Here is a 16,545-nt window from a genome sequence, read left to right as displayed (position 1 = left end):
CCGCCCGAAAGGATCGTCGTGTCCCACGACCTGCACCACCGCGCCGTCGTCGCCGACGCGCACAACGACCTCCTCATGGCCGTCGCCGCCCGCCCCCCGAAGCGCTGGGGCGCCTTCTTCCGCGAACGCTGGCTGCCCCAACTGCGCGAAGGCGGCATCGACATCCAGGTGCTGCCGGTCTTCATCGACGACCAGTACCGTCCCGAGGGCGCGCTCCGGCAGACCCTCCGCATGATCGAATGCGCCCACGTCCTCGCCGAGGCCAACGCCGACCAGGTCGCGCTGTGCCGGAACGGCGACGACGTCGACGCCGCCCTCGCCGAGGGCAGGATCGCCCTGGTCCTCGCCCTGGAGAGCGCGCCCGGCATCGACGCCTCCGTCGAGCTCTTCCCCACCCTCTTCCGGCTCGGCGTACGGATCGCCTCCCTCGCCCACTGGGGGCGCACCCCGCTCGCCGACGGCAGCCGCGAGGACGCGACGGGCAGCCGGCTCACCACGCCCGGCGTCGAGGCGCTGCGCACGATGGAACACCTCGGCATGCTCTTCGACATCTCCCACCTGGGAGCGAGCGGCGTCGCCCACGTCCTGGAGCTCGCCACCCGACCCCTGATCGCCACCCACTCCTGCGCCCGCGCCCTGCGCGACCACCACCGCAACCTCACCGACGAACAGATCCGCGGCGTGGCGGCCACCGGCGGCCTGGTGTGCGTCACCTTCGTGCCGGACTTCCTCACCGACGACCAGGAGAAGGTGAGCGCCGAGCGGATCGTCGACCACATCGAACACGTCGTCTCCGTCGCGGGGATCGACCACGTCGGCCTCGGCTCGGACTTCGTCCGCGAGGTCATGACGGACGTCACCCCGCCGTGCTGCGAGAGCCTCGACGACGAGGACCCGATGTTCGCCTTCCCCGGGCTCGAAGGCCCGGCCGGAATGCCCCTGGTCACCGAGGCGCTCGTCCGCAGGGGACTGCCGGAGGCGGACGTCCTGAAGATCCTCGGCGGGAACATGCGACGGCTGATGACCCTCCACATGGGCTGACGTCCGGCGGGGCCTCGGTGCCCGGTGGGTCCTCCGACCCGCCGGGCACCGGCCGTTCGACAGGCATTGGGTCCCGCGTACGAATCGGGCGCCCAGGTTGTCGCCGCGCCACCAACCGGGCCGTCCCCGGCCTGCCTAGCGTGGCCGTCATCCCAACCTGGAGGACCCACCGTGCCGGTCGACCAAGACCCCCAGCCCCCGCGAGCGGACCACGCGGCCGCCCCCGCGCCCGGCCTCGACGCCATGCTCGCCGACCTCGAAGAACTCGTGACCTGCGAGTCGTACTCCGCCGACCACGCCGCCGTCGCCCGCAGCGCGCGGGTGGTCGCCGCCCAGGGCGCCCGGCTGCTCGGCGCCCGCCCCGAGACCGTGCTGACCGACGGCGTCACGCACGTCCGGTGGACCTTCGGGACCCCGCGCGTCCTGCTCCTCGGCCACCACGACACCGTCTGGCCGATCGGCTCCCTCAAGACCCACCCCTGGTCGCTGGAACAGGGCATCGCCCGCGGCCCCGGCGTCTTCGACATGAAGGCCGGCCTGGTCCAGATGTTCCACGCCCTGGCCGCCCTGCCCTCCCTCGACGGGGTGTGCGTCCTGGTCACCGGCGACGAGGAGGTCGGCTCGGACACCTCCCGCCCGCTCATCGAGGACCTGGCACGCCGGTGCGCCGCCACCTTCGTCCTGGAGCCCTCCGCCCCCGGAGGAGCACTCAAGACCGGCCGCAAAGGCGTCTCGCTCTACGACATCACGGTCCACGGCCGCGCCGCCCACTCCGGGCTCGAACCCGAGAAGGGCGTCAACGCGGCGACCGAACTCGCCCACCAGATCCTCGCCCTGAGCCGGATCGCCGACAGCGTGACCGCCGCGACCGGGCCCGGGACCACGGTCACCCCCACCCTGGCCTCGGCGGGCACCACGGCCAACACCGTCCCCGCCCGAGCCGACCTCAGCGTGGACGTGCGCGTCCCGAGCGCCGCCGCCCAGGACGCGATCGACCGGCTGATCAGGACGCTGCGCCCGGAACACCCCGGTGCGCGGCTGCACGTCGCCGGCGGCCCCAACCGTCCGCCCCTGGACCCCGAGGCCTCGCACGGCCTCTTCGCGCTGGCCGGCGACATCGCCGCGCGACTCGGTCTCGACCCCCTGCGGCAGGCCGCCGTCGGCGGCGCGTCCGACGGCAACTACACCGCCGGGGCCGGCTGCCCGACCCTCGACGGCCTCGGCGCCGTCGGTGACGGCGCCCACGCCGACCACGAACACGTCGTCACCGCCACGATGCCGGCCCGCGCCCGGCTCCTGGCCCACCTCGTCGGAGCGATGCAGTGACCGCACTCGACGTCCGGGAACTCCACAGCATGGAGGACCTCGACACCGTCAGCCGCCTCTACGCCGACATATGGGGCAGGGCCGCCGACAGCCCGCCCGTCTCCGCCGAGGTGATGCGCGCCCTGTCCCACGCGGGCAACTACGTGGCGGGGGCGTACGAACAAGGGCGCCTGGTCGGCGCGTCCGTCGCCTTCTACGGCGACCCCGTGGGCACCACCCTGCACTCCCACATCACCGGCGCCTCCCAGGGCCGCGGCATCGGCCTCGCCCTCAAACTGCACCAGCGCCGCTGGGCCCTGGACCGCGGACTGCGGCGCATCACCTGGACCTACGACCCGCTGATCCGCCGCAACGCCTACTTCAACCTCGTCAAGCTCGGCGCCCGCCCCGAGGAGTACCTGCGGTCCTTCTACGGCGCCATGGACGACGCCATCAACGGCGGCGACGAGTCCGACCGCGTGCTGACCGCCTGGGACCTGACCGCGCCCGCGGGGCCGTACACCTTCGACCTGCCCGCCGGCGCCGCGTACGGCGTGCGGGACCTCGACGGGCGCCCCGTGATCGGCCCGACCGACGCCGGCACGGTCCTCATCGACCTCCCCGACGACATCGAGTCACTGCGCCGTACGGACCCGGGCGCCGCCCGCGACTGGCGGCTGGCCGTACGGCACACCCTGGGCGGCCTGCTCGCCGAGGGAGCCCGCGTCGCCGGCCTCCACGACCGGCGCAGCTACGTCGTCCACCGCACCGCCTGAACACCCCACCAGGAGCCACCCGCACATGAAGACCAAGATCACCGGCGTCGAACTGCGCCGCATCGCGATGCCGCTCGTCGCCCCGTTCCGCACCTCCTTCGGCGTCGAGACCAGCCGTGACGTCCTGCTCGTCCGCGTCGTCACCTCCGAAGGGATCGAGGGCTGGGCGGAGTGCGCGGCCATGTCCGCACCGCGCTACTGCGCCGAGTACGTCGACGGGGCCCAGGACGTGCTGCGCCGCTTCCTCGTCCCGGCCCTGCCGAAGGAGGGCGTGGACGCGACGACGGTCGGCCGCGCGCTCGAACCGTTCACCGGCCACCACATGGCGAAGTCGGTCCTGGAGACAGCGGTTCTCGACGCCCAGCTCCAGCTCTCCGGCGAGTCGTTCGGCTCACACCTGGGCGCGGCCCGTGACCGCGTCCCCTGCGGCGTGTCCGTGGGAATCATGGACTCGATACCCGAGCTCCTGGACGCGGTGGACCGCTACGTGGCCGAGGGCTACGTCCGGATCAAGCTGAAGATCGAACCCGGCTGGGACGTGGCGCCGGTCCGCGCCGTCCGCGAACGCTTCGGCGACGACCTCCTCCTCCAGGTCGACGCCAACGCCGCCTACACCCTCGTCGACGCCCAACAGCTGGCCAGGCTCGACGACTTCGGCCTCCTGCTCCTCGAACAGCCGCTGGCCAACACCGACATGGTGCAGCACGCCCAGCTCGCAAAGCTGCTGCGCACCCCGATCTGCCTGGACGAGTCCATCGAGTCCGCCGCCGACGCCGCGGCGGCCATCTCCCTCGGCGCCTGCTCGATCATCAACATCAAGCCGGCCCGCGTCGGCGGCTACCTCGAAGCCCGCCGCATCCACGACATCGCCCGCGCCCACGGCGTCCCCGTCTGGTGCGGCGGCATGCTGGAGACCGGCATCGGCCGCGCCGCCAACATCGCCCTGGCGGCCCTCCCCGGCTTCACCCTCCCCGGCGACACCTCCGGCTCCCACCGCTACTTCGCCACGGACATCACGGAACCCTTCGTCCTCGCCGACGGCCACCTCGCCGTCCCGAAGGGCCCGGGCCTGGGCATCGAGCCACTGCCGGAGATCCTGAACCAGGTCACCACGTCCACGGAGTGGATCGCGCTCTAGGGCTTCCTCCCGCAGGCTCCCTGGGCGCGAGCGCGCCCAGGGAGCTCCGCCGTGGCCCTGCTCCGGTCCCCGGGCGGGAGCAGGGGCGACTGCTACGATCTGGAATCGTGTTCGAGCAGAATCCGACAGCTCAGCCGTCGAGCCGTCCGGCCGTGCAGCGCCGCGGAATGGAACGCAGGCGGGCGATCCTCGACACCGCCGAGGCGCTGCTCGTCGAGCAGGGTTACGAAGGGGCGACCCTCAAGGCGGTCAGCGAGCGGGTCGGGATCCCGATCACGTCGGTGTACCACTACTTCTCCGATCGCCATCAGGTCGACGCCGCGCTCCTGCAACGGCACATGGGTGCGCTCGACGTGATCCTCGCCGAGCTCCTCGACGAGCCCGGCCCGGCCACGCTGCGAGACGCGGTCGACGCCGTCGTCGACGCGCTCCTGAACTACTTCCGCCAACACCGGGACTGCGCCGAGGTGTGGTTCGCGGGACGCGACGAGCGGATCGACCAGCTGGTCCTCGCGTTCGACCAGGCGCAGGCGGAACGGATGCGCACGTTCCTGGTGGAGCGGGGGCTCCTCGCCTCCGACACCCCTCCACTCGTCCTGCAGCTCGCCTTCGAGGCCGGCAGCCGGCTCTTCGACGTCGCGTTCCGCACCGCGCCGACCGGCGACGACGCGACGATCGACGAGGCGCGCCGCTTCGTCACCGCCTACCTGGAGACGTACGCCGCGCCGCCGACGGTGGAGGACTGACGAGGCCGCGCCGATTTCTACCGGCTGGAGGAGGCCGCCCCGCTGCTGTCGTACGCGACTAGGTCGTCGGTGTGCGCCGACGGCGCCGGAAGGGCGCGGGTGGTCGGTGGTCAGGCGTCCTGTTGGTGATTGGGCGTCTTCCGCGTCTTCACCCCGCCGACGATGAGTGCCAGCCCCAGCACCACGATGCCGAGGTAGGCGGTGGACGGAAGGTCGACGATCTTGTGCATCCAGCCCCACTCCGTGCCGAAGAGGGCCTGTGAAGCGAAGCTGACAAGCCCCTGGGCGCCTACGACGTAGCCGATGCTCTCGACGGTGTATCCGATGGTTGTTCGCACGGATCCACCCTCTCGTGGCGGAGCCGCAAGATCGTCCTCCACAGGGCTGACGAGACAGTAGGCCAAAAGATGCAGGCGACGTGCCGGTACGTCGTCGAGCTGGGTGGCGACGAAGCTGCGCAGGGGGCTGTTCCCAGGACAGGGCGAGGCCACGTACCTGCCGCGGCAGCGCTCAGATCCGGCAGCAGCCCTGCCTCATCAAGACGGTCACCGCCCCCACCGCCGGTCCGCGGAGCCCGGCCGGCATCGCGGTGGGGAATACCGCCCGGGCCAGGTCGTGGCGGCCCGGTGGTGTAACCGCCTTTCTGGGTCCTGGACGACGCCGTGTCGTGGCCGCGCACAGGCGTGATCGCGCCTGTGCGTGTGATCAGGCCCGGGTGAAGGGCTCGTTGAGATGTGCCGTGGCCAGGAGCGCGTGCTCGTCCCGGGCGCGGGACAGCAGGGCGGTGCGGGTGGCTCGGGCGGTGGGCTTGTCGCGTTCGAAGCGGTAGGCCACCGACGGGTCGACGAGCTGCACCGCGTGCACCAGGACATCGCCGGTGATGTAGATCCGCCGTCTGCCGCCGTCGACCAGGACGGACTGGTGGCCGGCGGTGTGCCCCGGAGTCGGCAGCGCCCGCACCCCGCCGCCGGCCAGCCGGACGGGCCCGTCGACCTCGTCCAGCAGCCCTGCGGCGCGCAGCGGCGTCACCACGTACGACAGCGCGCTGTCCGTGGCGGTGAGCGAATCGACCTCCGTGCGCTGTACGACATGCCGGGCGTCGGGGAACAGCGGCGTACCGCCGGTTCCGACCACCCAGCCGAAGTGGTCCTCGTGCAGATGGGTCAGGACCACCGTGTCGACGTCGTCCGCCTCGATGCCGGCGGCGGTGAGGACGCGGGGCAGTCGGCCGGGGACCGGCGCCCAGCCGGACGCCGGGCTGCCGGCCGGTCCCACCCCGGTGTCCACCAGGGTGACGCGTCCGCCGGGACGGCGCACCGCGTAGCACCAGAAGCTCAGCCACCAGGTCCCGTTCGGCCCGGCCGCCCGCGGGTCGATCCGGTCGGCGCGCTCCCAGGCCGCCTCCGTGGCACCGCCGAACTGGTCCCCTCGCGTGCCCGGGAACGCGCCGCGGGCGTCGAGCAGTGCCAGCACCTCGTACCTCCCGGCATGCCGCGCCACCACTCCAATGCGGTGCGGCGCGGCCGCGGCGGCGATCGCGCCCGGGCCCAGCACGCCGGCGGCGAGGCCGGCCGCCGCTCCCCTCAGTACGGTGCGCCGTGCGGGCTCCGTCATGTTCCGGATCATCGACAAACCTTTCCGTCCCTGTCTCGGGGCGCCCCGACCCCCGTGCGGGGCGCTGCGCCGAGCGTGCCGGAAGCGGGGCCGGGCGGTCTTGTAGATCCTTGCTCGGTCCACGTCGGTGAGCCGGCCGCCTCACTCCTCCGCCGGGGGCACGGCGCACTCCTCGGCCGGGGGCGGGGAGCTCAGCAGGGCGCGCAGCCGCCCTGGCGGGAGTCCGGCCAGATCCCGTACGACATGGGTCATGTGCGCCTGGTCGCTGAAGCCCAACTCGTGCGCGAGCCGCGCCAGGTCCCGCTCGCCCTCAGCGAGGCGCTCCAGCGCTCGGTTGACACGCAGCCCGTTGCGATAGCGGGTCAGGGACATGCCCGTGACGGTCGCGAAGACCCGGCTGAGGTGGTGCGGCGAGCACCCCACCAGCCGGCTCACCTCCTCCAGACCGCACAGCGGGTCGTCGTTGAGCACGGTGCGCGCTTCGTCCACCGTCCGGCGCCGGGCGGCGGCCGACCTGGGGCGGCCCGCCTCCACGCGGTCGGGGGCCAGTCGGCCGAGTAGCAGAGCGGCCAGCGCGGTGACCCGCTCGGCGAGTTCGAAGTCGTCGCCGCAGGCCCGGCCCCGGCCGAGCAGCACCCGGTGGGCCAGGGCGACGTCGGGTGTCGTGAAGACCAGTCCCTGAGGCACCGACGGATCGCCGCCCAGCAGGCCGGCGAGCACCGATTCGGCCAGCACGATCTCGGTGTAGACGTCGCCGCCGCGAGGATGGCTGAACTGCTGCTCGCTGCCCGGCCGTTCCACGTACACGCTCGCCGGATCCAGCAACTGCTCCCGGCCGTCGACGCGACCGCGTACCAGGCCCCGGCGGACCAGGACGAAGCCGAAGACGGTCGCCGGTCGCGTTTCGGTCCAGCCGCGCGGGGGGCGGCCGCAGCTCACGTCGGCCAGCAGCAGGCCGTTCGTCCGCAGCACGGTGCGTCGTAACACGGGCATGGCCGCACCCTAGTGCTGCGTGTTCCTGGGCGGCAGCGGGCGCACCGCCTGACGGCCCGTACGGTCGAGCGGCTCGGCGCCCGTGACCGGGCGCACGCACGGCGACGCCTCGCGGGCCACGCCTGCAGCGGCGGCGCCACCCGATCACCGCGCCGCAGTGGCGTTCTTTCGCCCGGCCGGCTCAAACGGGTCCGAGGACCCGCAAGGCCGGCAACTCGCCGCGGTCGGGCCGCCTCAAGCGAGAAGACCGACAGCCAGGCGGCCCGCCCACGCAAGGGCGCACGCGGTGGACGACCGCCCGGCTTCGACGAGGACCGCTACAAGAAGCGCAACACCGTCGAGCGGGCGATCAACCGCCTGAAGCGGTCCCGGGCGGTCGCCACTCGCTACGACAAGAGCGGCTATGTCTTCCCCGGCACGGCTCCCGTGGCAGCTCTCACCACCTGGCTCCGAACCTGATCGGCGGAATGCTCTGTGGCACTGCGCCGACAACGTCCCCGCGTTGCCGTTGCCGCTGATGATCTGCACCCTCACAACAGCGGTCGAACCCCCGCTATGCGGGGCGGAGAACGGGATCGATCTTCGACAGGCTCGAGTGCAGCCGACGGGCTCCCCGGGCGACACGATCGTCGGCGTCGCCCGACATCTCCTCGCAGAGCCGTAGCGCCTCGTCCAGGTCCTGGGAGAAGATGCTGAAGACATCGACGATCGCGGTGTGGATCCAATCGGCGTGGTTGTCGTTGGCGACTGCCAGTGCGGACGCGACGATCGTCAGTCCGGCCTTGTCCTTTCGTCGAAGCAAGCCCTCCGCGGTCCGCCGGGTGACGAAGGTGTCACCAGGATCGAGCACAAGCTCCAGCAGCGGCTCTACGGCCTCCTGCATCTCGGCGAACCCTGCCAGGCTGTGACCGGCATCCGCCCGGTCACGCCAGTCATCGCTTCGCCCAAGTTCGCCAAGCGTCACGACGACCGCGCGCCGCAGGTCACTGTCCACGGATTCGCCCGCCCTCCCATGATTTCGGTACAAGTATCGCCGAGACGCTATACCGGATGATCGACCGGACAGGTCCTGGCTGCGCCGGCCGTCGCGGATCGGTGTGCCGGCAGGGGAGAGGTCCACGGTCATCAGGCGGCGGACCGCTTCCTGGAGCCGTTGGGGGATGTGCGGTGCGGGCGGCCGCATCTCGGCGACTTCGGCTCACACGTCGCCCTGCTCGAACGGCACGCGGCCCGGCCGAGGGAGCGGCCTGCTGCCCGACCGGGCCTGCGCGGTCTTGGACCGACTCGCCGAAGTCGGCTTCGGTTCCGACTACGTGGCTGTTCAACGCGAGGCTCTGGTGCTGGCCCGGGCACTGGTCCCGGAGATTTTCGACAGCTTCCTGACCCGGCTCGAACATTCGCTAGACGATCCCGAGTCCGTCGAGCTGACCAAGCGCGGTTGGGATGCGAGGGCCTGGGACCCGAACGACCCGCGGATCGAGGAGTTGGCGTCCGCACTGGCCGACAAGCTGCTCACCGACCGCGCGCTGCTGGCGATGCCGACTGGGTTTCGGAACCAGTCCGACGCCGCCTCCCGCTACGGAATGATCAACCACCACCGGGAGGACCAGTCGCCGTCCATCGCCCGGTTGAACACGCTGGTCGAGGCGCACCTGCGCGCAGCCGGCATCGCCGTTCCGAGTCAGTGACGGCCGCCGTACCGGTCCTCCGCCTCAGCCCGGCGCGAGCAGGTTGGTGACTGCGGCAATCGCTTCCGGGGAAAGGCGCGGTTGGGGGGTGAGGGTGTGGCTGCCACACTTGCGCGGTGCGCGCCGCGGCTGGCGGTGCAGGGGAGAACGGATCTCAGTGTGTCCCGATGGACTGTGCTTGCCATACCCGTCGACGGTGTCAGCGACACGGATCGAAACGCGCGTACGCTCGCGGAATTCGACGGCAGTGCGGAGGAAGCCGAATCGGTCCTGCTGGAGGCGGCGAGCACGTACGAGCACAAGCTCTGGAAGGTGAACCGACGAGAGATCTTCAAGTGCTCCAGCCGGTCCTACTTCCTTCGCATCCACGGCCGAATGGCTACGTACGGGCTTCTGCTCCAGCTCGCGGAGCTGGTCCACGACACTGCGGAGCCCACAAGCAAGTCCCCCGCCTGAGAAGGCGCATGTGCCGACGTAACGGCTTCCCGCTCTGCCGGTCAGAGAGGTCGCAGGGCCGGATCACGTTCTCGGAGGGGCGCGCTTGTAGGTCGTGAAGGTCGTGAAGGGCTTGAAGGGTGCCCGTCTGGCCCCGTAGCGGGCGACGACCAACCAGTCCTTGCACTCGAGTGAGGAGCGTGGGAACGCCGCGCCTCGTGGTGGAGCGGGGCTGTCGGGCGCTGCCGTTGAAAAGGCGTGGCTACCCGTCAGCCACGATGCGACAATCCGTCCGCGTCTTGATCCACATCCGCGTCCCGGAGGTCCGCATGGACATCGCCTCGCTGCTGCCGATGACCACGCCCCGGTTGTCGCTGCGTCTGTTCACTCTCGGCGACGCCGATGACCTGTACGCCTACCAGAGCCTGCCCAGCGTGGCGCGCTACCTGTACCGGCCGGCGCACACGCGGGAGCGCAGCGAGCAGGTTGCGGCCGAGCGCGCGGCGCAGTCGGTTTGGTGCGCCGATGGCGACAAGCTGGCGCTTGCCGTGTGCCGACGCGATGAGCCCGGCGTCGTTGGCGAGGTGACGCTCACCCTGGCCGACGCCCGCGCCGCTCAGGCCGAGATCGGCTGGACTCTCGACCCCCGACACCAGGGGCACGGCTATGCGACCGAGGCGGCCGTGGCGCTGGCCGGGTTCGCTTTCGACAGGCTGGGCGTGCACCGGCTCTACGCGCGGCTGGATGTGGAGAACACCGGGTCTGTGCGGGTCTGCGAGCGCCTCGGGATGCGTCGGGAGGCGCACCTGGTCGAGAACGACCTCGACGGGGATCGCTGGGGCAGCGAGTACATCTACGCGGCGCTGGCCGCGGACATCGGCGGTCGATCAGGCAGTTGAGCCCGACCCCCTCCTGTTCGTGATCTTCCACAGGGGAGAATCCTGGTCGACCAGGGCCCGTACGACTGGGTGCCGCCCTTCCCGGAAGCGATCGGGGGCGGGCCGGCGGTTGTACGGGTCGCCGGTGCGGGGCTGCTGGGAATGGCCCGCCCGCTGCCTGACTGCGATCTGAAGCCGGTCCGTGGGGTCAGCGGGCGAGGGAGACGGCGAAGGGTTCAAAGCCGTGTCGGCGCAGGATGGGGGGCACGACCAGGATCATGGACTCGGTGGCGCGGGCTGTGGTGATGTCGCCGAGGTTCTCGATCCATGCGGGCTGCCAGCCCAGGTCGCCGAGGAGGCCGGTGACGGTCTTCTTCGCGTCCTCGTCGTTGCCCGAGACGTAGACGGTCGGTGGGGTGGCCAGGGTTTCGGGAGCGGTCATGACCATGAACAGCATGGTGTTGAGGGTCTTGACCACATGGGTGTCGGGGAGGGCGGCCTGGAGCTGTTCGGCGAGGCTGCTGCCGGGGTAGCACAGGTCGCCGGGCAGGCCGTCACCGGCGTCGCGGGTTGCGTTGGAGACGTCGACGAGGATCTTGCCGGCGAGTTCGGTTCGCAGGCCGGCCAGGCGGTCGAGGGCGCTGTCGCCGGGCGTCGCGTTGATCACGATGTCCGCGGTGCGGGCGGTGGTGCGTTGGTCGGTGATGGAGAAGCGGGGGCCTGTGCCGTCGGCAGCCGCTGTGGTCTCTTTCGTCGGGCTCCGGCGGCCGAGGACGACGTGGTGTCCGGCCTCCGAGAGCTTGCTGGCGAGGTTGGTGCCGACGCGGCCGGCGCCGAGGATGCCGATGTTGGTCATGCGTGATGCTCCTTGCGGTATCGGGGTGGGGAAGAGCGGAGACGTCCGGTCCGGTCAGGCGATCGGGGAGAGGACCTTGAGAGCGGTGGCATGGATACCGGGGGCGGCGGCCAGGAAGTCGCGGCTGCCGGTGTTCCACGGTTCGCCCGCCAGGTCGGTGACGGTGCCTCCGGCCTCGGAGACCAGCAGGCCGCCGGCGACCAGACCCGAGCGGACGTCGGAGAACTGCCAGAACGCGTCCATCCGTCCGGCGGCGACGTGGATGAGCTGCATCGTGGCGGGCACAGACACGCGCACGACCAGGCCGTTGATGAGCATGGCGGTGACGGAGTCACCGATCCGCCGGAAGGTGCGCTCGTCCTCGCCGGGCTTGGCCTGGCCGGTGCCGATGAGCGCGGCGCCCAGGTCGGTCTTGGCGGACACCTTCAGCGGTCGGTCGTTGAGGCGGGCACCACCGCCGGCGACGGCGGTGTACGTGTCGCCGGTGAGCGGCAGGTGGACGACGGTGAGTACCGGCTGGTTGTCGCGGACCAGGGTAGCGGTGACGGCCCAGTCCTCCATTCCGTGGACGTGGTTGATGTTGCCCTCGGCCGGGTCGACGACCCACCACTCCCCGGGCGGGAGAGCGCCGCCGGCCAGCTCGTCCTCGGCCCACTGCGACCCTCGCCGGGCCTGCAGCAGCGGTTCCCGCAGCACGTCCAGCACCGCGTCGTCGTTGGCGTGGATCTCCTCGACGACCTCGTCGAGGCTCACTCCTCGGGCGTGCGAGGTGTAGCGGTCGCGCAGCGTGAGGCCGGCGGTCTTCACCGCGGCGGTCACCTCGGACAGGAGCGTCGTACCGGCGTCAAAAGGCATGGCTGTGCTCACGATGGGGCTCCTTGGGATCGGTCGAAGCTGGGCGGTTTTCTCGCCCCCGCACTTCGAAGGTAGGCCGCCTGACCATTAACAACAAGTGCATGCTTGTCACTTGTAGAGTTACTCTCATGCAACTGGATTTGAACCTGCTCACGGCTCTGGACGCTCTGCTGGAAGAGGGCAGTGTCGCCGGCGCGGCAGCACGCCTTCACGTCACCGCACCGGCGATGAGCCGCTCCCTGGGCCGCATCCGCAAGGCCACCGGTGATCAGATCCTGGTCCGCACCGGCCGCAGCATGGTCCCCACCACCCGCGCGCTGGCCATGCGCGCCCAGGTCCACGCCCTCGTGCAGCAGGCCCACCAACTCCTGTCCGCGCAGCAGGAACTCGACCTGGCGGCTCTTGAGCGGGTCTTCACCGTGCGCTGGCACGACGCGCTGACCGCCGCTTGTGGCGCCGCCCTGATCACCGCCGTCCACCGCCAGGCCCCCGGCGTCCAGCTGCGCCTGCACGCCGAACCCGGCACGGACACCCCCGAGCTGCGCCGAGGCGAGGTCGACCTCGAATCAAGCTCCAGCGCTCCGACGCTTCCCGACATCCGCCACCGCCTCGTCGGCAGGGACCGGCTTGTCGTCGCCGTCCGCCCAGGCCACCCGCTCACCGAAGGCCCGCTGACCCTCGAGCGCTACGCGGCCGCCGAACACCTCACCGTCTCGCGGCGCGGAAGCCTGCGCGACCCGATCGACGACGCCCTGGCCACGCGCGGCAACGAACGACGCGTCGTGGCCGCCGTACCCACCGCCGCCTTCGCTCTGCAACTCGCGCTCGGCACCGACCTGGTCGTCACCCTCCCCGACGCGGTCACCCGCACGGCCCGGGAACAACTCGGCCTGGTCACACTGCCGCCACCACTCCCGCTGCCCGACGTCCCCCTGTACCTGTTGTGGCACCAGCGCTACGACGATGACCGCGCCCACACCTGGCTACGCGAAACGGCCGCCGAAACCGTCCAGGCACTGTTCGGCTGACTCCCGTACTCGTGAACACCGTCTATGCGCCCGAGCGCGCGGCGCCCAATGTCATGTTCCGGACTCGCAGTTGCACGACCACCAGACGTCCCCCGCTCGGTACGTCCACGGGAACCCGCAGGTAGGAGCTGTGTATCCGGGTCGACTCGCTCCCACCGTCCGGGCATGGCGCCCCGGCCGTCGTAGCCCGACAGGCGAGGTGGACGAAGCGCTCAGGTCCTGCGCAGTCATCGCCTCGTCGACCTCCACGTCAGGGACGGAGAGGGGAAGGTGACGGCGGACGTGGAGCTGACCTCCAGGGGCGAGCGCGCCCCCATCGCCTGACCCCGGTTGCCACACCGCAGAGGCCCACCCGGAACATCATCGGGGTGGGCCTCTGCACGTGGTGTGTCAGTCCCAGCCAGGGTCGCCGGCGACGTCCCACTGCGGGTCTGGGCGCTTGGGGTGGGGGGACCGAACGCACGGTCCGGCTTGAGGCTCAAGAGGGACCGTGCGTCGCCGCGTTGGATCAGTCGGTGGTCAGCGGAGCAGGGCGATTCGGATCGCTCGCTCCACGTGGGCCGCCGTGTTCCCGTGTCCTGCCGCGTTGGGGTGGACCAGGGTGACGCGCTTGCCGATGACGCCGCAGTCGCTGTTCCCGGTTCGGTGTCGGCCGCGTCCGTCTCGCTTCGACGATCCGGCGGGTGAAGACCTCTAAGCCTCGGCCAGAACACGGCGTTTCACCAGGGAGCCGTGGTGAGTCGTGTGCCATCTGCCGGCTGCCGATCGGCAGCGCTCCACGGAAGCTGAGCAAGTCGGGAAAGGCCTGCTACGAGTCCTCCTGAGCGCGAGCGTACGCTCGATCTCGGCGCTGCCGCTTCCTGTCCGTGACCCTTCGCCGGTGTTCGGCTGCCTTCTGCGGGTCGTGCGTGTACCCCTTCCACACGCGGTGGCAACGGCCCCTCCGCCGCCGTTCAGTTCCACGTTACGGCCTGCATGCCACGTGCTCAGCTGGCCAACTAAGACGCTCAGTCACAGAACCACGTGTGACTGAGCACGCTATGCGCCTGGATGGACAACTTCGATGCTCAAAGTCCGGCGCTCGACCGGCGGCTAGGGAGGGCTTCACCTCGGATGATGCCTAGTGCCGCATCAGGCAACGTTCGCCCCGTCTTGACGTGTCGCCCGGTTGCTACGCCGGGCAGTACCGGACGGCCAGAATGACCGCGTGGCTGAATGCGTGCGGGTCCGGGAGATTGACGACGACGAGGGCAGACGGCTGCTGCGGATCATCCGTAGGGGCACCGGCTCGGTGGTGACCTGGCACAGATGGTGCTGCTGTCCGCACAGCGCATGCCGGTGACGAAGATCGCCGAGGTGACGTTCACCAGCGCGGATCGGGTCCGGGATGTGATCCACAACTTCAACGCCGACGGCTTCGACTCGCTCTACCCCAAGTACAAGGGCGGCCGGCCCAGAACGTTCACCCTGCCCGAGCGCCGTGAGATCAAGAAGACCGCCAAGTCCAAGCCCGTCGAGCACGGCCTCCCGTTCTCGACCTGGAGCCTGGCGAAACTGACCGACTTCCTGGTCGCCGAGGGGGTGGTCGACGACATCAGCCACGAGGGCCTGCGCATCCTGCTCCGCGAGGAAGGCGTCTCCTTTCAACGCCTGAAGACCTGGAAGACCTCCCGCGACCCCGACTACGCGGCCAAGAAGGCCCGGGTCGAACACCTCTACGCCATCGCCGACGGCGAGGTCATACCCGAGAACGGCGAGCCCGAAGTCATCTTCTGCCTGGACGAGTTCGGCCCCCTCAACCTCCAGCCCCACCCCGGGACGGCAGTGGGCCGAACGCAGCGGCCGACACAAGGACCCCGACCGCGAACCCAGACCCCGGCGGCGGGCCACCTACACCCGCCCGCACGGCGTCCGACACCTGTTCGCCGCCTACGACCTGGCCAAGGACCAGCTCTACGGGCACATCAAGAAGACCAAGAGCCGGTCCAAGTTCCTGGAGTTCTGCCGCTACCTGCGCTCGCTGCACCCGATGGACTTACGCATCGCGATCGTCTGCGACAACTACTCACCCCACCTGACGACCAAGCGGTGCCAGCGGGTCGGGACCTGGGCTGCGGCAAACAACGTCGAGATCGCCTACACCCCAACCAACAGCTCCTGGCTCAACCGGATCGAGGCCCAGTTCACCGCCCTGCGCTACTTCGCCCTCGACGGCACCGACCACCCCAGCCACAAGGCCCAAGGCAGCATGATCCGCCGCTACATCATCTGGCGGAACAGACACGCCGCGGATGAACGCCTCCGCAGGGTCGTGGCCAGAGCCAACGTCGCCTGACCGGCCGCTACCCGAACGAGCCGTCGGCTCGACCGGCGAAGCTCTCGCAACCGTCGTGCTCGAACCGCACTCGCCCGTCGAATGACGAGCCAGGGTTGCTGCATGCCCCGTAGTCCTGGCCGAGCCGGCCGCTCAACGCGATCCAGAAGCAGCATCCTCCGCACTGGGCGTCATACCACTCGTCCCGATAGCCGGACTGGGCCGTCGAGCGGTTCAACGACACCTGCCAGCGCGCATGGCACCGATCATTGTGATCCTGATCGTCACCCGTCCAAGGCTCGTCCTCGGCCACTGTCGATGTCTCCCCGCCCGTTCGATCCGAGACCGTCAGTCCCGGCGCTTGCCAATGATCCTCTCACCGGGAAACAGGGCGAAGGTTCTCTGATGCGGCACTAGGGCGTTTCTTTCGGATCATCTCGCCGACCAGATGAAGATGGCGGCGATGTGGAGTCCGGCGAGGTAGATGGTGGCGGTCTTGTCGTAGCGGGTGGCCAGGCCGCGCCATTGCTTGAGTCTGTTGATGCAGCGTTCGACGGTGTTGCGCTGCTTGTAGGCCTCGCGGTCGAAGGCGGGCGGACGGCCACCGAGCCGGCCGCGCCGTTTGCGGTTCGCGGCCTGGTCGGAGGGCTGTGGGATCACGGCCCGGATCCCGCGTCGGCGGAGATGGGTTCGGATCGCGCGGGACGAGTAGGCCTTGTCGGCCAGGACCACGTCCGGTGTGATCCTGGGCCGGCCGATGGGTCGGGGCACCCGTAAGCGGGTCATGACTTCGGGGAATGCCGGTGCGTCACCTGCCTGGCCGGGCGTGAGGACAAACGCCAGTGGTCGGCAGTTGCTGTCTGCGGCGAGGTGGATCT

Annotated in this window: 17 protein-coding genes and 1 pseudogene; 10 read left to right on the top strand and 8 right to left on the bottom strand. The window is 70.5% G+C overall.

The window, feature by feature from the left end:
• Positions 1 to 18 precede the first annotated feature (18 nt).
• From ACIGXE_RS30990 to ACIGXE_RS30970, 5 genes are all read left to right on the top strand, one after another.
• Positions 19 to 1,041 carry a dipeptidase gene (locus tag ACIGXE_RS30990; RefSeq protein WP_399752515.1) on the top strand — a complete coding sequence of 341 codons (1,023 nt, stop codon included), beginning with the start codon at positions 19 to 21 and terminating at the stop codon, positions 1,039 to 1,041.
• Positions 1,042 to 1,284: 243 nt separating this feature from the next.
• A complete protein-coding gene (locus ACIGXE_RS30985; RefSeq protein ID WP_399752702.1) occupies positions 1,285 to 2,367 on the top strand; it encodes a M20 family metallopeptidase in 1,083 nt (360 codons plus the stop codon).
• Positions 2,364 to 3,122 carry a GNAT family N-acetyltransferase gene (locus ACIGXE_RS30980; protein WP_399752512.1) on the top strand — a complete coding sequence of 253 codons (759 nt, stop codon included), beginning with the start codon at positions 2,364 to 2,366 and terminating at the stop codon, positions 3,120 to 3,122. The genes ACIGXE_RS30985 and ACIGXE_RS30980 overlap by 4 nt, the downstream gene beginning before the upstream one ends.
• A gap of 25 nt (positions 3,123 to 3,147) precedes the next feature.
• Positions 3,148 to 4,260 carry an o-succinylbenzoate synthase gene (menC, locus tag ACIGXE_RS30975; protein ID WP_399752511.1) on the top strand — a complete coding sequence of 371 codons (1,113 nt, stop codon included), beginning with the start codon at positions 3,148 to 3,150 and terminating at the stop codon, positions 4,258 to 4,260.
• 107 nt (positions 4,261 to 4,367) lie between these two features.
• Positions 4,368 to 5,006, top strand: coding sequence for a TetR/AcrR family transcriptional regulator (locus tag ACIGXE_RS30970; RefSeq protein WP_399752509.1), 639 nt, complete (start codon positions 4,368 to 4,370; stop codon positions 5,004 to 5,006).
• Between the two features lie 110 nt (positions 5,007 to 5,116).
• Here the strand turns inward: ACIGXE_RS30970 and ACIGXE_RS30965 are convergent, their stop codons facing one another.
• The 4 genes from ACIGXE_RS30965 to ACIGXE_RS30950 all read right to left on the bottom strand — a co-directional run bounded on the left by ACIGXE_RS30965 (position 5,117) and on the right by ACIGXE_RS30950 (position 8,607).
• Entirely contained in the window at positions 5,117 to 5,344 is a 228-nt protein-coding gene (locus ACIGXE_RS30965; RefSeq protein ID WP_399752507.1) for a hypothetical protein, read from the bottom strand.
• 367 nt (positions 5,345 to 5,711) lie between these two features.
• Entirely contained in the window at positions 5,712 to 6,620 is a 909-nt protein-coding gene (locus ACIGXE_RS30960; protein WP_399752506.1) for an MBL fold metallo-hydrolase, read from the bottom strand.
• Between the two features lie 141 nt (positions 6,621 to 6,761).
• The gene (locus ACIGXE_RS30955; RefSeq protein WP_399752504.1) at positions 6,762 to 7,613 is read right to left on the bottom strand and encodes a helix-turn-helix domain-containing protein; all 852 of its coding nucleotides are present in this window, start codon (positions 7,611 to 7,613) and stop codon (positions 6,762 to 6,764) included.
• A gap of 553 nt (positions 7,614 to 8,166) precedes the next feature.
• A complete protein-coding gene (locus ACIGXE_RS30950) occupies positions 8,167 to 8,607 on the bottom strand; it encodes a hypothetical protein (protein WP_399752502.1) in 441 nt (146 codons plus the stop codon).
• Positions 8,608 to 8,887: 280 nt separating this feature from the next.
• On the opposite strand from ACIGXE_RS30950, the gene ACIGXE_RS30945 reads away from it, so the two are divergent.
• The 3 genes from ACIGXE_RS30945 to ACIGXE_RS30935 all read left to right on the top strand — a co-directional run bounded on the left by ACIGXE_RS30945 (position 8,888) and on the right by ACIGXE_RS30935 (position 10,635).
• On the top strand, positions 8,888 to 9,301 hold the full coding sequence (locus ACIGXE_RS30945) for a hypothetical protein (protein WP_399752500.1): 414 nt from the start codon (positions 8,888 to 8,890) through the stop codon (positions 9,299 to 9,301).
• A gap of 96 nt (positions 9,302 to 9,397) precedes the next feature.
• Positions 9,398 to 9,757: a hypothetical protein gene (locus ACIGXE_RS30940; protein WP_399752497.1), complete on the top strand. Its 360-nt coding sequence runs from the start codon at positions 9,398 to 9,400 to the stop codon at positions 9,755 to 9,757.
• Positions 9,758 to 10,065: 308 nt separating this feature from the next.
• Positions 10,066 to 10,635, top strand: a complete 570-nt coding sequence (locus tag ACIGXE_RS30935) for a GNAT family N-acetyltransferase (RefSeq protein ID WP_399752495.1) — start codon at positions 10,066 to 10,068, stop codon at positions 10,633 to 10,635.
• A gap of 187 nt (positions 10,636 to 10,822) precedes the next feature.
• Here ACIGXE_RS30935 and ACIGXE_RS30930 read toward each other — a convergent pair whose 3' ends face one another.
• Together ACIGXE_RS30930 and ACIGXE_RS30925 are read right to left on the bottom strand one after the other, a co-directional pair.
• Entirely contained in the window at positions 10,823 to 11,470 is a 648-nt protein-coding gene (locus ACIGXE_RS30930; RefSeq protein WP_399752494.1) for an NADPH-dependent F420 reductase, read from the bottom strand.
• Between the two features lie 54 nt (positions 11,471 to 11,524).
• Positions 11,525 to 12,325 carry an inositol monophosphatase family protein gene (locus ACIGXE_RS30925; RefSeq protein WP_399752700.1) on the bottom strand — a complete coding sequence of 267 codons (801 nt, stop codon included), beginning with the start codon at positions 12,323 to 12,325 and terminating at the stop codon, positions 11,525 to 11,527.
• Between the two features lie 128 nt (positions 12,326 to 12,453).
• Between ACIGXE_RS30925 and ACIGXE_RS30920 the strand changes: the two genes are divergently transcribed.
• Positions 12,454 to 13,353 (top strand): LysR family transcriptional regulator, encoded by a 900-nt coding sequence (locus ACIGXE_RS30920; RefSeq protein WP_399752492.1) that lies wholly within the window; start codon positions 12,454 to 12,456, stop codon positions 13,351 to 13,353.
• 1,207 nt (positions 13,354 to 14,560) lie between these two features.
• Positions 14,561 to 15,688 (top strand): annotated as a pseudogene (locus tag ACIGXE_RS30915) (IS630 family transposase).
• Positions 15,689 to 15,695: 7 nt separating this feature from the next.
• On the opposite strand, the gene ACIGXE_RS30910 reads toward ACIGXE_RS30915, so the two are convergent.
• Positions 15,696 to 15,980 (bottom strand): DUF3027 domain-containing protein, encoded by a 285-nt coding sequence (locus ACIGXE_RS30910; protein WP_399752490.1) that lies wholly within the window; start codon positions 15,978 to 15,980, stop codon positions 15,696 to 15,698.
• 119 nt (positions 15,981 to 16,099) lie between these two features.
• On the bottom strand, positions 16,100 to 16,545 hold a 446-nt coding region (locus ACIGXE_RS30905; RefSeq protein WP_399752488.1), incomplete at its 5' end, for an IS5 family transposase.

The organism is Streptomyces sp. NPDC053431 (assembly GCF_044544925.1).
GTDB lineage: Bacteria > Actinomycetota > Actinomycetes > Streptomycetales > Streptomycetaceae > Streptomyces.
This window is presented reverse-complemented; position numbering and strand designations above follow the sequence as displayed.